Consider the following 14,972-nt stretch of genomic DNA (forward strand, 5'->3'; position numbering starts at 1 on the left):
TAATCAACAGAACCGGAGTTCCCACATGAGAGGCCTTAAAGACCGCGTTGCGATCGTGACCGGCGCCGCCGGCGGTATTGGCCGGGAGATCTGCCGACGCTTCGTCGAAGAGGGCGTCAACATCGTCGCGGTGGACGTCAATGCGGATGCCCTGAAGCGATTGGTCGCCGATCTTGGCGCGGACGAGACGCGACTGTTCTGTGTCGCGGTCGACATCACCGACTACGCGAAGGTCAAGGACGCCGTCGAGCGTGGGGCCGCGAAATTCGGCAAGCTCGACATCCTCGTCAACAACGCTGGCTGGGACGTCGCCGCGCCGTTCCTGAAGACCGAGCCAGATCTCTGGGACAAGATCATTGCGATCAACCTCAAGGGACCGCTCAATCTGCACAAGGCCGCGCTGCCGCACCTGATCGCAGGCGGCGGCGGAAAGGTTGTCAACGTCGCTTCCGACGCCGGCCGGGTTGGGTCATCGGGTGAATCCGTTTATTCCGCATGTAAGGGCGGGCTAATCGCGTTTTCAAAAACGATCGCCAGGGAATGCGCACGGGACAATGTGAGGGTCAATGTCGTGTGCCCGGGTCCTACCGACACTGCCTTGCTGCGTTCCTTCGTCGGGGACGGCGATTACGGACAGAAGATCTACGATGGTCTGAAGCGGGCTATTCCCCTGAAGCGCCTCGGCCAGCCGGAAGACATTCCAGGCTTGATCGCCTTCCTGTCGAGCGACGACGCGAACTTCATGACGGGGCAGGTGATCAGCGTATCCGGTGGACTCACGATGAACGGTTGAGGAGACCAACATGCAATTCAAGGACATCATTTACGACGTACGCGGGCCCGCTGCCTGGATCACCATCAACCGGCCCGATAAATACAATGCTTTTCGCGGATCGACCTGCGAGGAACTGATCCACGCCTTCAACAAGGCGGGCTGGGACAAGTCGATCGCAGCGATCGTCCTCACCGGCGCCGGCGGGAAGGCGTTCTGCACCGGCGGAGATCAGTCCGCTCACGACGGGGCCTACGACGGACGAGGTACGATCGGCCTTCCGGTGGAGGAATTGCAGACAACCATTCGCGACGTTCCGAAGCCGGTCATCGCTCGCGTCAACGGGTTTGCGATCGGGGGAGGCAACGTGCTCGTCACGTGCTGCGATCTCGCCATCGCTTCATCGACTGCCGTATTCGGGCAGGTAGGTCCGAAGGTCGGATCGGTCGACCCTGGCTTTGGTACGGCCCTGCTTGGCCGCGTCGTAGGCGAGAAAAAAGCCCGTGAGATATGGATGCTTTGCCGGCGCTATTCGGCGCAGCAGGCGCTGGAAATGGGCCTCATCAACGCGGTAGTCGAGCCGTCGGACCTGGACGCTGAAATCGACCGCTGGTGCGCCGAGATCGCGGCCTTGAGCCCGACGGCCATCGCGATCGCCAAAAAGTCCTTCAACCAGGATTCGGAGTCGATTCGGGGAATCTCGGCAATGGGCATGCAGGCTCTTAGTCTTTTCTACCAGACCGAGGAATCGCGCGAGGGCGTCAAGGCGTTCCTGGAAAAACGCCCGCCGAAATTCCGATAGGTCGGTCGACCCGCAGCAAAACTCCCTCAACTGGCTCCTGTCGAACGACCTTTGACGGAGCCGTTTTTTTCCATTCTGGCGGGCAGATGATTTGGGTTTTCGGCGAGGGGAGCGGAAATCTCACCGAATAGATGCTTTTTGATACTGGAAAGACGGTCGCAAAGGCGGGGGATTAGCCCGATATTGTTGCCTCGGGGGCGATCTCATGCTCTTTCGTAGGAGATTGTAACTTCTTGGCTTCCCGGATCGATCGATCAGATGGCTCCCCTCAGGCAACCGCGAAAAGCCGCTACCGAAAAAGACGAGGATTCCGCCGACCGGTCAGGAGCCGTGTCCGGAAAGCCGGACCGGGTGGCTGACCATCTCAACAACCGGATCTTCTTCCGGCTATTTCAGGTCGCGAACACGCTGCAAAAGCAGGCCGTCAAGGAGCTCGGCGTCACTACCGTCCAGTGGGCGGTGCTGGGGGCGCTATCAGACCCCAGACCGACCTACGGGATCGCCGTAGGCACGCTCGCTGACTTTCTTGTCGTTAGCCGCCAGAATCTCGACGGCGTCCTGAAACGCCTTGAGCGCGATGGGCTTGTCGAGAGGGTGACCGATCCGGAGGACAAGCGTGCGCGGGTCGTGAAATTGACGCGTGAGGGCTTCGCGTTCTGGGCCGAGCTGCGCGAACGAATCTTTCAGTTTTACGACCAGGCGGTCGCCGGCTTCAAATTCGACGATCGCGTCGCTCTCGCCCATTATCTGAACGAGCTCCAAAAGCAGTTGATGTCGGTCCGTCTGGAGCAGCCGCGGCGTGAGAGAAAGAAGCCCAAGCGGCGTCTCTGACGACAGGAGCCGTCAGAAACACCGTCAGGCTTATGGTTTCTTCACGAGAGGGCAAGCGCTTTCGGATAGGGGGCGGAACGCTTCGTCGGCCGGAATCCGGGCCAGGAGCTTGTAGTAGTCCCACGGGCCCTTCGATTCGTCGGGTTTCTTCACCTCGAACAGATACATGTCGTGAAGCTTCCGGCCGTCCTCTCGCACACTCCCTTCACCGAACGCTACGTCTTTGGTCGGCATCTTCTTCATCTGCTCGACGACAGGCTTTGCAGACTTGGATCCCAGCGCCGCGACCGCCTTCAGATAGTGCAACGTAGCCGAGTACGCTCCGGCGTGGATCTGGGATGGAACGCGGCCCGGCGCCTTCTCTGCAAAGCGCTTTGCAAAATTGCGCGTGTCGTCGTTCAAGTCCCAATAGTAGGCTTCCGTCAGCACAAGGCCCTTCGCGGTATTCAAGCCGAGGCTATGAACGTCGGTAATGAAGGCCAACAAGGCCGCGAGCTTCGTGCCATTGGCCGTGATACCAAACTCGCTGGCCTGCTTGACCAAGTTGATCATGTCCGAGCCTGCGTTAGCCAACCCGATGACCTTCGTCTTGGCCGATTGTGCCTGAAGCAGAAACGAAGAGAAGTCGCTTGTGTTCAGAGGATGCTTAACGCTTCCCGCAACTTTACCGCCACGTGCCAATACGACGGCGCTGGTGTCCCGTTCCAAAGCGTGGCCGAAGGCGTAGTCGGCCGTGAGAAAGAACCAGCTTTCGCCGCCAGCCTTCACGAGGGCCCCGCCGGTGCCGTGGCTGACGGCGTAGGTATCGTATGTCCAGTGGACAGTGTTCGGTGAGCATGCCTTTCCGGTCAGATCTGAAGTCGCCGGGCCGGTCCCTAGAAACACCTTGTCCTTTTCTCGAGCAATCTGACTGACCGCAAGAGCTACGCCCGAGTTCGCGATGTCGACGACCGCATCTACGCCTTCCTGGTCGAACCATTTCCGCGCAATCGCCGAGGCGATATCCGGCTTGTTCTGATGATCGGCCGAGATCACCTCGACAGTTAAATCCTTGTTCTGCGCTTTGAACTCTTCCACGGCGAGGCGCGTGCCAATGGCGGATCCTTCACCCGACAGGTCGGCATACGGTCCGCTCAAGTCCGTTAAAACCCCTATCTTTAATGACGTTTGCGCGTAGGCGGAACCAATAGCCAGCGTTGCGCCCAAAACGGCGACTGAAAGTGCCCTCATTTATCTCCTCCTTGGCCAGCTTGCCATTTATAACAATATATTGTTATATTAGACGAAGCGAGCGTTCAACTGCATCGTGCTGGCGCTCTGAGTGAACCGAGGCCTGACGCACCCCGCCAGCCAATTGCTGACGTTTCGATCGTCATGGTGGTGGACCGGAGGGGCCTCTGTAGGCTTGCAGCAACTTAGCTAAAACAACATATTGATATATCGAGGAAACTTTGAGGGAGGTGTCATGTCGAGCGAACCGGTAATTCTAGAGCGGGTGGGCGCGGTCGCTCGCATCCGATTTAACAGAGGAGAGGTGCTGAACGCCCTGGATACACCCTCGGCCGAAGCGCTTCTGAATATCTGCCGGCAGATCGCGGCCGATCCAGCGAACCGGGTGGTCGTGATATCCGGCGCTGGGCGTGCCTTCATGGCCGGTGGCGACGTGGCTGAGTTCAGCGGCGAACTCGCCGAGCGCTCACCGCGTATCGAAGGATTGATCGCCAAGCTTCACGAGGCTATCGAAATCCTGACCAATCTGCGTAGCCCGGTGGTGGCAAGCGTTCATGGCGCGATTGCCGGCGCCGGCGTCAGCATCATGCTCGCCGCCGACCTCGCAATCGCAGCCGATAACAGCGTCGTCAATCTGGCCTACGCCAAGCTCGGTGCGAGTCCCGACGGCTCGGCGTCCTGGTCGCTGCCTCGCGTGGTCGGAGTTAGGAAAGCACTCGAGATCGCGATGCTGTCGGAGAATATCAAGGCCGAGGACGCGCTTCGGCTCGGTCTAGTGAACCGCGTCGTGGCGGAGGATGTTCTGGCTGCGGAAACCGAGGCGTTGGCGAACCACCTGGCGGCCGGTCCCACCTTCGCCTACGGCAGAATCAAGCATCTCATGAGAACGTCGCTCGAGCGCACGCTTCATGACCAGTTGGATGCGGAGCGGCATTCCTTCATCGAATGCAATAAGACGAGCGATTTCGTGGCGGCGGTCTCCGGGTTTCTCGATAAGAAACCAGTCACTTTCAAGGGAATGTAAGGAGCCTCCGCGAGCGGAGGCCTCGATACCCACTGTGATGCCTCCAAGTCCCATCTGCCAAAGGATCTGTCGTGAGATCATTCGAGCACTATGAGAGAATGCGCAATTGGTCTCCCGAGGAGGCAATCGTGCTCGACCAAGTGTCACGGCTCGCCAAGGAAGCCATAGCGCCTCGCGCGGAAGGTCTTGATGAGCGCAAAGAGTTTCCCTGGAAGAACATCGAGGACCTCCGGAAAATCGGGCTAAGTGGCATATTCGTGCCCGAAGTGTACGGGGGCACTCCCGTCACGTATCGATGCTTTCTCGAAGTCGTTCGGATCTTATCCGCAGCGTGTGCGGCGACGGGAATCATCTTCGGGACCAATAGCGCGACCTCGAAGCCCATCATCGAATTCGGCGACGAGGACCAGAAGAAGAGGTTCTTGCCGCGGTTTGCTGAGGGAGCGCTTGGCGCTTTGGCGATAACCGAGCCTCATGCGGGGTCGGATGCCGCCAACATCCGCACCAAGTTCCGACCGGACGGAGACAACATTGTCATCAACGGAGAGAAGATTTTCATCACGACAGGGGATGTGGCCGACGTCGTACTGCTGTTCGGCAAATGGACCGAGATCGAGGACTCTCCGAAGGCGGTTTCCGCGGTCCTGCTCGAGAAAGGAACGCCCGGGTTCCAGACACTGCGGCTAGAAAAGAAGATGGGGACCCATGCATCCTCCACCGCAGCTCTTGCCTTTACCGACTGCCGAATTCCGAGGAAGAACCTGTTGGGAAGGCCGGGCGACGGCATGAAGATCATGATCGCCACTCTCAATAAATCCAGGCCGAGCGTGGCGGCGCAGGCGTTGGGTATCGCGTCGGCCGCGTTCGACGATATGCTTACGTACACCAACGATCGCATCCAGGGCGGAAAGGCGGTCGTTCAACATCAAGCCAACACGTTCCTTATGGCGGATCTCGCAACCGAGTTGTTGTCGGCCCGCCTGTTGCTGGATCATGTCGGCCGACTCGTGGACGAGTGCGAAAAGGATATCGCAGTCGAAGCTTCGATGGTGAAGGTCAAGGCCAGCGATCTGGCCATGCGCCTTACCACCGAAGCCGTCCAGATGTTCGGAGGCCACGGCTATACGCGCGAACATCGCGTCGAACGTCTGATGCGTGAGGCGAAGATCACGCAGATCTGGGAGGGTACCAATCAGATCCAGCGCCAACTGATCGGCCGCGATCTCGTGTCGCGTTAGAGGACACGTGTCCTCCTGGAGATCAGTCGCTGTCGGAGAAACAAGCCAAATACGACCAAATCTCACTGAAAACCCGGCTGGCATTCGAGTTGCTAAGCAACCTGTAAGCCAATCAGGGAGGTTCAAGATGAGAAAAGAATTAGCGGCGGCATTTGCCGTGGTGTCGTTGTTGGGCTCGGCAATGGGTGCCCGTGCTCAGGTCTCGGACGACGTCGTCAAGATCGGGGTTCTGGACGACATGTCTGGGCCCTATGCCGATATTCAGGGGCCGGGCGACGTCGTTGCGGTAAAGATGGCCGTGGAAGATTTCGGTGGGAGTGTCAATGGCAAGCCGATCGAGGTCGTCTCTGGGGATCTGCAGAACAAGGCGGACGTCGGAAGTGCGATTGCGCGACGCTGGTATGATGTCGAGAAGGTGGACGCAATTCTGGGACTCGGCAATTCAGCGGTAGCGATAGCCGTTCAGGGAATCTCCCAGGAGAAGAATAAGGTCGCGATCACGACCGCGGCGGGGTCTACCGCGCTCACGGGGAAGGCCTGCTCGCCCAACGGCATTCATTGGGTGTACGACACCTACGCTTTGGCTAAAGGCACCGCGACCGCGATGATGAAGCAGGGCGGTGCAAATAGCTGGTTTTTTCTGACCGCCGACTACGCCTTTGGGCAATCGTTGGAACAGGATACGTCTTCGATCGTGAAGAAAAGCGGAGGGAAGGTGCTTGGCAGCGTCAGAGCGCCGCTGAACACATCCGACTTTTCGTCCTTTCTTCTTCAGGCCCAATCGTCAAAAGCCGAGGTGATTGGCCTCGCCAACGCTGGAGCGGATGCGGTCAACTCAATCAAGGCTGCATCCGAGTTCGGTATCGTGGCTGGCGGCCAAAAGCTGGCTGGTCTGTTGGTGCTCATCACGGACATCCACAGTCTGGGCCTCAGCGTAGCCCAAGGACTGTTGTTCACCGAGGCGTTCTATTGGGATCAGAACGACGAGACCCGCGCTTTCTCGAAGCGCTTCGCGGAACGACATGGCGGCAAGCCCCCGACGATGTTCCAGGCCGGCATCTATAGCGCTGCGATGCACTATCTGAAAGCTGTGAAGGCCGCGGGCACCGACGACGCGCTGCCGGTGATCGCTCAGATGAAGAAGATGCCGGTCAACGATTTTATGACCAGGAACGGAACCATCCGCGAGGATGGCCGGATGATGCGGGACATGTACCTTCTGCAGGCCAAGAAGCCATCGGAATCGAAGGGAGCGTGGGATCTCATGAACGTGGTCGTGACGATCCCGGCAGATGATGCTTTCCGTCCGCTCTCGGAAAGCGAATGCCCGCTGATCAAGAAGTGATCGCGCGGGGGCGGCGGGTGGAGTTGGATTCACTCGCCGCCGGTCAACCGTCCTGGCTCTCAATCTCGGCGAGCCGCTTGTACAGGAATGAACGCGAGATCCCGAGGTTGGCGGCGGCCTTTTTCTTGTTGCCGCCGCAAGCTGCGATTGCTTCCCTGATCTGCTCGTTCTGGACCTCGGAAATTACGTGCTTGAGTTCACGCTGCCGATTGGTCTCGACGGTCGGGCTGCGAGCGCTCTGAGTACGTTGCGGTAATTCGGAGAGATCCTCGGGTCCAATCATGACGCCGTCCGAAAACACGAGTGCGCGCTCGATCTCGTGCTGCAATTGGCGGATATTGCCTGGCCACGGACGTTCGGCCAGCTCGGCGAGCGCCTCTGGACTGATACCGGACACGGGCCGGGCATGCCTGTAGGCAAAATCCTGAAGAAATTTGGCGACGAGCAGGGGGATGTCATCCAGCCGGTCGCGCAAAGGCGGCAGTTCGATGACGATCGGCGAGATACGGTAAAACAGATCGAGACGAAAAGCCCCACGCTCGACCATCGACTGCAGATCCTGGTTGGTGGCGGAAACGAGACGGAAATCGACAGTGCGGGAGCGGTCGCCTCCCACGCGTTCGACGATCCGGTCTTGCAACACGCGCAATAATTTGGCCTGGACGTCCAACGGCATATCGCCGATCTCGTCGAGAAAGATTGTACCGCCTTCGGCCTGCTCGAATTTGCCCTTGCGTCCCTTCTTGTCCGCCCCGGTGAACGCGCCGGGTTCGTATCCGAACAGCTCGGATTCCACCAGATTGGGCGGAAGTGCCGCCGCGTTGACGTTGATCATCGATCGGTCACGCCGCGGGCTGAGCTGATGTAGCGCATGGGCGACCAACTCCTTGCCCGTGCCGCTCTCGCCACGGATCAGCACCGGAATCTCAAGCGCGGCCACCTTGGCGATCTGCGCGCGCAAACGCTGCACCGCCGGACTTCGGCCAATGATCGCCTCCAGGCCGTAGTCGCGCGCACGCAGCGTTTCGGTCTCGCGCTTGTAGAATTCGAGTTCGCCTTCAAGATCCTTGATGCGTCGGCTCAATGCCTCGAGCTGTTGCGGTCCCTTGAACATGACGCGTCCAATCGCGCCAAGCACGCGGCCGTCCCGCCTGATCGGAACGCGCGACACGACGCGATCTGCCCCGCGCATCCGCTGAATGGCTCCGATGTCGGCCTTTCCTGTGGCAACAACCTCGTGCAGGCGCGTATTCTCGATCACCTGTTCGACGGGCTTGCCGTTGCCTTCGCCAAGCTTGAGTCCGAAAAACGCCTCATGGATCGGCGAAATGAAAACGAGGCGCGCCTCGTGATCGACGATCGTCATCGCGTCGTGAGGATCGGTCAGCAGATACTGGATGATGTCCCAAGCGAAATTCACGCTGCTGACGAAGTGCAGGAGGGGATCGCCCGGCGCGTGGCTGATCACGAGCAGCTCACCGTCCGTCGCCGGCGCGAGCAGAACCGCGTAGACCTTGCGATCCAGGTTGAGCGTCGTCAGGCGACGCTCGCGCAGCTCATTCAACCAGGCGCGATCGGCGACAAGCGCTTTGAGCCGAGGGTCAGATCCGAGCCCCGTGCTGAAGATGGTCTGGCCCTCTTTGCCCAGGAGCGTTGCTCCCGCAATCAGGGGTGTCGACGGCATTTCCTCGTGTCCTTCTTGAGGACACGTGAGCATGGCGCAACGACGCATGCAAGGACATTTGTTGTCGCGGAAGACACGTCTGGTGGAACCGAACAATCGAGGGCGCTGAAAAGCCTACCGATTTTTGGATTCGGAACGTGGCGCTTCGCATGGCACGGCCGTTGCTGATTGAACGTGACCGACAGCGCCCCAAGCCATGCTGCAATTGCGAGATGACCATGCGGCCGTTCCTCACCCTGCATCACCCAGCGGACGCAACCCGCTACTACCAGCAAGGGCTCTGGTGCAAAGACACGTTCTACAGCTTGCTGAGCAAGCATGCGGCGGAGCGCCCCGATGCCATTGCCCTGCAGGACGGTCGGCGCTCGGTGTCGTGGTCGCAATTGCTTCCCTGGGTCGACGGGGTCTCCAACAGTCTTCGCGAGTTCGGTCTGGTCGGAGGCGATCGCGTCTCGATCTGGATGTCTAACCGGATCGAAGCGGTCGTGATGTTCCTCGCATGCGCCCGCGAGGGGTTCGCCTGCAATCCATCTCTCCATAAGACCTACACGTGCGCGGAAATCATCGAACTGCTGTCGACGTTGTCGGCGCGCGCCTTCCTCACGGAGCCCGGCTGGGGCGCTGACCGCGCGAAGGTCGACCTCGATTCGATGCTCGTCCGGCTTCCCAGCCTGAAGATGGTCTATACGCCCGATACTTTCCCTGGGCCGGTCGGCAATGCCACGCCGCCTTGCGCCGATCCCGACAAGGTCACCTATCTCGCCTTCACTTCGGGGACGACAGGTGCGCCCAAGTGCGTCATGCACTCCGACAACACCCTGCTTGCCAACGCACGGGATCTGGTCGCCGACTGGCGGCATGGACCTGATACGGTGCTGTTATCTCTTTCACCGCTGTCCCATCACATCGCGTGGGTGGGCGTTGCGCAATGGCTGCTGAGCGGGGGTCGTTTCGTGACGGATGATCCCCCATCCGGCATGAGCCGGCTCGATTGGATCGAAGCAACGGGCGCCACCTACGCGCTCGGTGTCCCGACCCACGCGATGGACATTCTCGCCGAACAGCAGCGAGCGGGGCGGCACGGACTCGGCAAGATTTCAGTCTTCTACATGGCAGGTGCACCGATCCCGCCAGCCACCGCTGCGGCCTTCGTCGATCAGGGCGTAACGCCGCAGAACGTCTACGGCATGACCGAGAACTCATCCCACCAGTACACCCACCCCGGGGATACCCCTGAGGTCATCGTGACGACCTGTGGTCGGGGTGGCAAGGCCTACGAAGTTCGGCTGTTCGATCCATCCGACTCCGACAAGGAGGTCGGTCCTGGCGAGTTAGGTCAGATCGGCGGGCGCGGCGCGGCCCTGATGCTGGGCTATTTCGACAATCAGACAGCGACTGAGGGCAGCTTCAACAGGGATGGCTGGTTCATGTCCGGCGACCTTGGCGTTGTCGACGCTTCTGGAAATCTCCGGATCGAAGGTCGCCTGAAGGACCTGATCATCCGCGGTGGCCACAACATCTATCCCTCGCACATCGAGGCCGTGGCGGTCCGCCACAAGCATGTCGATCGGGTAGCCGCGTTTCCGGTGCCCGACGATCGGCTCGGCGAGCGGGTCTGCATCGCGATATCGGGAACCGCAGAGCTCGATGATCTCATGCGGCATCTTCGGGATCAGGGCATCTCCAAATACGACATGCCGGAATACTTCGTTCGCGTGGACGAGTTTCCACTCACGGCAAGCGGCAAGATCCTCAAGCGGGAACTGACGCTCCAGGTACGTCGCGGTGAACTTCAGCCGCACCCCGTCGTCAGCAACTCGATGGCCAAGGCCTAGCGGGTGCTTTTGATGATGCAACCACTTCACGACATCCGCGTCCTCGATTTCAGCACTCTGCTGCCTGGGCCGTTCGCCACATTGATGCTGGCAGAGGCGGGTGCCCAGGTGATCAAGATCGAGCGGCCCGGAAGCGGCGACGAAATGCGCAGTTACGTGCCGAAGCTCGGCGCCGACAGCACCAATTTCCATCTGCTCAACGCCGGCAAGGAGAGCATCGCGATCGATCTGAAGGCCAGGGACGCATTCAATCGCTTGCGACCTTTGATCGCGCAGGCCGACGTCGTCGTGGAGCAATTCCGGCCAGGTGTAATGGACCGCCTCGGCTTCGGTTACGACGCGTTGCGCGCGGTCAATCCTCGCCTGATCTATTGCGCGATCACGGGCTGGGGCCAGAGCGGGCCGAAATCGACCATCGCTGCTCATGACCTCAACTACATGGCCGAGGCCGGGCTGCTGGGGCTCAGCCGCGGCAGCGATGGCGCGCCGGTGGTGCCCCCGGTGCTCGTTGCCGATCTCGCGGCCGGTGCCTTGCCCGCCGTGGTGAACATCCTGCTGGCGCTGCGTCGGCGGGATCAAACCGGCGAGGGGGCTTATCTGGATATCGCGATGGGAGAGAACCTGCTTCCGCTTGCCTATTGGGGGCTCGGGAACGGGTTCGCGGCCGGCGATTGGCCGGACGGTGGCGATGCACTCGTCACGGGCGGAAGCCCTCGGTATCAAATCTACCGCACCGCCGACGGCCGTTTTCTCGCGGCGGCACCCATTGAGGATCGGTTCTGGAATAGTTTCTGCGAGCTGATCGGACTAGATCCGGAATTGCGGAGCGCCGCGGCGGATCCCGAGACGGTCAAGCGCGCCGTCGCGGGGATCATCGCCGGCCAAACGGCCGGTGCCTGGCGCGACATCTTCGCCGGCCACGACGTCTGTTGCTCGATCGTCGTCAGCCTCCAGGAAGCCGTCGCCGACCCGCACTTTGCCGCCCGCGGATTGTTCGTCCGCAAGGTCGTCGCCGACGGCCGATCCATTCCGGCGATACCGGGGCCGATCGCGGCCTGTTTCCGCGGCGAGCACGACCGCTCGGCTCCACTCCTCGGTGCCCAGACGGAAAGCCTGCTTGCCAAGGAGCGTGTCTGATGCGCGCCTATCAAGTCGTCGAGTTCGGACCACCATCCGACCTGCGCATCGGTGAGATGGAAGATCTCGTGCCGGGCGACGGTCAGATACTGGTCGATGTTGCGGCGGCCGGCATCAACTATCCGGACATTCTCGTAGTGTCCGGACGCTATCAGATTCTGCCCAAACGACCGTTCGTCCCAGGCAAGGAGGTCGCCGGTGTGGTGCGAGCGGTTGGCGCCAATGTGCGCCGCTTCGCTCCCGGCGACCGCGTGCTGAGCCAACTCGAACACGGCGCATTCGCCGAACAGGCCCTGGTCAGGCCGGACGATACGTTTCTCTTGCCGGACGAACTCGGATTTGCCGATGCAACCGCCATGGGGCTGGTCTACCAGACCGCCTATTTCGCGCTGCGCGACCGCGCCGGCTTGCGGCCGGGCGAAACCGTGCTCGTCGGGGGAGCTGCGGGCGGTGTCGGCGTCGCCGGCATACAGCTTGCCAAGGCCTTCGGAGCTCGCGTCATTGCAGCGGTCCGCAAGCCCGACCAGGTCGGATTCGTCCGCGCCTGCGGTGCAGACGTTGTGATCGACGTCGGCGGAACGAACCTGCGGGAGGAACTGCGGTCACAGGTTCTCGCCGCAACGAATGGGGCCGGTGCCGACGTTGTGCTCGATCCCGTGGGGGCGGAGTTCTTCGGCGCCGCGCTGCGGGCACTGGCGTGGTGTGGACGGCTGGTCGTGATCGGCTTTGTTGGCGGGGAGATCCCCTCCGTGAAGGCTAACTATCTTCTGGTGAAGAACATCAGCGTCAGCGGCCTGCAGTGGAGCGATTACCGGGAGCGCACGCCGCAGCGGATCACCGAAGCGCAAGCGGACATATTCGCCCTGTGGAAGAGCGGAGCCTTGCGCCCGCCTGCCACGAAGACTTTCGCCTTCGAAGAGCTCCCCGCCGCTCTGGAGCTCATCGGGCAAGGCCGAATTCTAGGCAAGGCCGCGATCCTCTTCGATAGGAGGGCGTGAGGTGGACACGGAGATCCATACGCCGTGCACTGAAGCCGCGCCGCGAAGCGACGGTCTGCCGGCGGATGCATTGCCGGTTCGGCAGCCTGGCGTCGGGTTCGACCTGCTTTCCGGTGTGCGGGTCATCGACCTCACGACGTCCATTGCCGGTCCGTCCGGCACCATGCTGCTTGCCGACATGGGCGCCGAGGTCATCAAGATCGAAAGACCCGGCGGCGGGGATGACGCGCGCTCATGGGGACCGCCGTTCCTCGATGGCGAATCCCTCTGGTTCGCGAGCGTAAACCGCAGCAAGAAGAGCGTGGCCTTGGACTTCTCGCAGCCTGTGGGCCTCGATCTCCTGTATCGTTTTGTCGGCAGCGCCGACATCGTATTCGCAAATCTGCCACCGCGCGTGGCAAGCAAGCTGAAGGTCGACGCCGAGGCGCTGCGCGCGGTCCGTCCGGATATCATCTACGTCTCGATCACGGGCTTTGGACTGAGCGGGGATCGTGCGGATTGGACCTGCTACGACCTGATCGCTGAAGGTTATTCGGGGATCATGGACGTCACCGGCGCCGCCGGCGGTGAGCCGCAGAAGATCGGCGCTCCGGCGGCGGACATGCTCGCCGGACAGGACGCTGCCTTCGCTGCCGTCTCGGCGCTGTACGCGCGTCGTGCCTCCGGCAAGGGACGTGTGATCGACGTCGCGCTCGTCGACTCCATGACGCGTCTGCTGTCATGCCGCATCATGTCGTATCTCGGTTCGGGTGAACTGCCGAAGCGGTCCGGCGGCAAGGACAGCGTGATCGCCGTCTATCAGACCTTCGATACAGCGGACCATCCGGTCGCTCTCGCGCTCGGCAATAACAACCTTTGGCAGCGTTTCTGGGAGGCCGTCGGACAGCCGGAGATCGCCGAGTTTCCAGGGATGAAGACGAACGCCGATCGCCGCCAGCATCGTGAGGCAATAGTCGCGAGGATCGCCGGGATCCTGCGCGAGAAGCCGCGAAGCCATTGGCTCGCGTTGTTCCGCAGCGCGAGAATACCGGCTGGACCGATCAACAGTGTGGCCGAGGTAGTCGCCGATCAGGCGCTGCTGGAACGCGGCATGTTCTATCGGCTCCCGCGCACGGACGGGCGCGCGGTACCACAGGTTGGGACCGGCATCCTACTAGACGGAGAATGCTCGTCGGCGCGCAGCGCACCGCCCGATCTCGGCGAGCATACCGACGAGGTGCTGAGCGAGTTGCTCGGGTTGGACGTCAACGAGCAACGAAAGTTGCAGGAACAGAACATCATCCGGAGGAAAGATCCATGAGCTTCAACACGATCATCTATGAAGAGGATGGCCCGATCGGCACCATCACGCTGAACCGGCCGGACGACGGCAACATGTTCACCGTGGAGATGTGTCATGAGATCCGCGATTGCATCAATGAGATACGGCGCGAAACGCGCACCCGCGTGATCGTTATCACCGGAGCCGGCGACAAGTTCTTCTGCATCGGCGGCCGCAAGGAAGGAATGGAGAAGACGATCCTGTACGCGGGCGTCCTTCCGACCTTGGAAATGTACGAGTCGATCGACCGGCTGCAGAAGCCGGTCGTCGCCAGCGTCAACGGGTTCGCGGTCGGTGGCGGCAACGTCCTTCAGGTCGTGTGCGACCTCACCATCGCCAAGGAGAGCGCGATCTTCCGGCAGGTCGGGCCGATGATGGGATCCTTCGATGCCGGATACGGCACCTGGTACCTCGAGGACCTGATCGGAAAGAAGAAGGCCAAGGAGATGTGGTACCGAAACCCGAAGATCACGGCGCGCGAAGCCCTTGAGATCGGGTTGATCAACAAGGTCGTCCCCGACGACAAGCTGAGGGAGGAGACGCGAAAGTTTGCGTTGGAGATCGCCGAGCGTGGACCGTTCGCCCTGGCGTCGATCAAGGCCGCCTTCAACGCGCGTCACGGCGGAGTATCCGGGCTTGCCCGCGTTTCGCACGATCTTCTACTCCGGCCCTATCTCGATACGGACGAGAGCCACGAACTCTCGGCTTCATTCGCTGGCAAGCGGAAGCCCGACAGCGCCAAGTTCGGGAAGTAG

14 protein-coding genes are annotated in these 14,972 nt (G+C 61.1%); 12 read left to right on the plus strand and 2 right to left on the minus strand.

Going from position 1 to position 14,972, the window contains the following annotated elements; genetic code table 11:
• Positions 1-25: 25 nt before the first annotated feature.
• The 3 genes from ACVJGD_RS42325 (at position 26) to ACVJGD_RS42335 (ending at position 2,405) form a co-directional block, all read left to right on the plus strand.
• Positions 26-793, plus strand: coding sequence for a glucose 1-dehydrogenase (locus tag ACVJGD_RS42325; protein WP_456639618.1), 768 nt, complete (start codon positions 26-28; stop codon positions 791-793).
• A gap of 10 nt (positions 794-803) precedes the next feature.
• Positions 804-1,574: an enoyl-CoA hydratase-related protein gene (locus ACVJGD_RS42330; RefSeq protein WP_456639619.1), complete on the plus strand. Its 771-nt coding sequence runs from the start codon at positions 804-806 to the stop codon at positions 1,572-1,574.
• A 351-nt stretch (positions 1,575-1,925) separates the two neighbouring features.
• Complete coding sequence (locus tag ACVJGD_RS42335; protein WP_456639620.1) at positions 1,926-2,405, plus strand: MarR family winged helix-turn-helix transcriptional regulator; 480 nt, start codon at positions 1,926-1,928, stop codon at positions 2,403-2,405.
• A gap of 30 nt (positions 2,406-2,435) precedes the next feature.
• Here ACVJGD_RS42335 and ACVJGD_RS42340 read toward each other — a convergent pair whose 3' ends face one another.
• Complete coding sequence (locus tag ACVJGD_RS42340; RefSeq protein ID WP_456639621.1) at positions 2,436-3,635, minus strand: ABC transporter substrate-binding protein; 1,200 nt, start codon at positions 3,633-3,635, stop codon at positions 2,436-2,438.
• 235 nt (positions 3,636-3,870) lie between these two features.
• On the opposite strand from ACVJGD_RS42340, the gene ACVJGD_RS42345 reads away from it, so the two are divergent.
• The 3 genes from ACVJGD_RS42345 (at position 3,871) to ACVJGD_RS42355 (ending at position 7,242) form a co-directional block, all read left to right on the plus strand.
• On the plus strand, positions 3,871-4,659 hold the full coding sequence (locus ACVJGD_RS42345) for an enoyl-CoA hydratase/isomerase family protein (RefSeq protein WP_456639622.1): 789 nt from the start codon (positions 3,871-3,873) through the stop codon (positions 4,657-4,659).
• A gap of 98 nt (positions 4,660-4,757) precedes the next feature.
• On the plus strand, positions 4,758-5,897 hold the full coding sequence (locus ACVJGD_RS42350; protein WP_456640562.1) for an acyl-CoA dehydrogenase family protein: 1,140 nt from the start codon (positions 4,758-4,760) through the stop codon (positions 5,895-5,897).
• A 127-nt stretch (positions 5,898-6,024) separates the two neighbouring features.
• Entirely contained in the window at positions 6,025-7,242 is a 1,218-nt protein-coding gene (locus ACVJGD_RS42355) for an ABC transporter substrate-binding protein (RefSeq protein WP_456640563.1), read from the plus strand.
• 43 nt (positions 7,243-7,285) lie between these two features.
• On the opposite strand, the gene ACVJGD_RS42360 is transcribed toward ACVJGD_RS42355, so the two are convergent.
• Positions 7,286-8,212 carry a sigma-54 interaction domain-containing protein gene (locus ACVJGD_RS42360; RefSeq protein WP_456640564.1) on the minus strand — a complete coding sequence of 309 codons (927 nt, stop codon included), beginning with the start codon at positions 8,210-8,212 and terminating at the stop codon, positions 7,286-7,288.
• Between ACVJGD_RS42360 and ACVJGD_RS42365 the strand changes: the two genes are divergently transcribed.
• From ACVJGD_RS42365 to ACVJGD_RS42390, 6 genes are read left to right on the plus strand one after another with little or no spacing between them, the layout of a single operon-like run.
• The gene (locus tag ACVJGD_RS42365; protein ID WP_456640615.1) at positions 8,114-9,094 is read left to right on the plus strand and encodes a hypothetical protein; all 981 of its coding nucleotides are present in this window, start codon (positions 8,114-8,116) and stop codon (positions 9,092-9,094) included. The two genes, ACVJGD_RS42360 and ACVJGD_RS42365, sit on opposite strands and share 99 nt — an antisense overlap.
• 50 nt (positions 9,095-9,144) lie before the next feature.
• Positions 9,145-10,761 carry a class I adenylate-forming enzyme family protein gene (locus ACVJGD_RS42370; RefSeq protein WP_456639623.1) on the plus strand — a complete coding sequence of 539 codons (1,617 nt, stop codon included), beginning with the start codon at positions 9,145-9,147 and terminating at the stop codon, positions 10,759-10,761.
• A 12-nt stretch (positions 10,762-10,773) separates the two neighbouring features.
• Positions 10,774-11,898: a CaiB/BaiF CoA transferase family protein gene (locus tag ACVJGD_RS42375; protein WP_456639624.1), complete on the plus strand. Its 1,125-nt coding sequence runs from the start codon at positions 10,774-10,776 to the stop codon at positions 11,896-11,898.
• Positions 11,898-12,896, plus strand: a complete 999-nt coding sequence (locus tag ACVJGD_RS42380; RefSeq protein WP_456639625.1) for an NADPH:quinone oxidoreductase family protein — start codon at positions 11,898-11,900, stop codon at positions 12,894-12,896. The genes ACVJGD_RS42375 and ACVJGD_RS42380 overlap by 1 nt, the downstream gene beginning before the upstream one ends.
• A gap of 1 nt (position 12,897) precedes the next feature.
• Positions 12,898-14,196, plus strand: a complete 1,299-nt coding sequence (locus ACVJGD_RS42385; RefSeq protein ID WP_456639626.1) for a CaiB/BaiF CoA transferase family protein — start codon at positions 12,898-12,900, stop codon at positions 14,194-14,196.
• Complete coding sequence (locus ACVJGD_RS42390; protein WP_456639627.1) at positions 14,193-14,972, plus strand: enoyl-CoA hydratase-related protein; 780 nt, start codon at positions 14,193-14,195, stop codon at positions 14,970-14,972. The genes ACVJGD_RS42385 and ACVJGD_RS42390 overlap by 4 nt, the downstream gene beginning before the upstream one ends.

The organism is Bradyrhizobium sp. USDA 10063 (genome assembly GCF_054063735.1).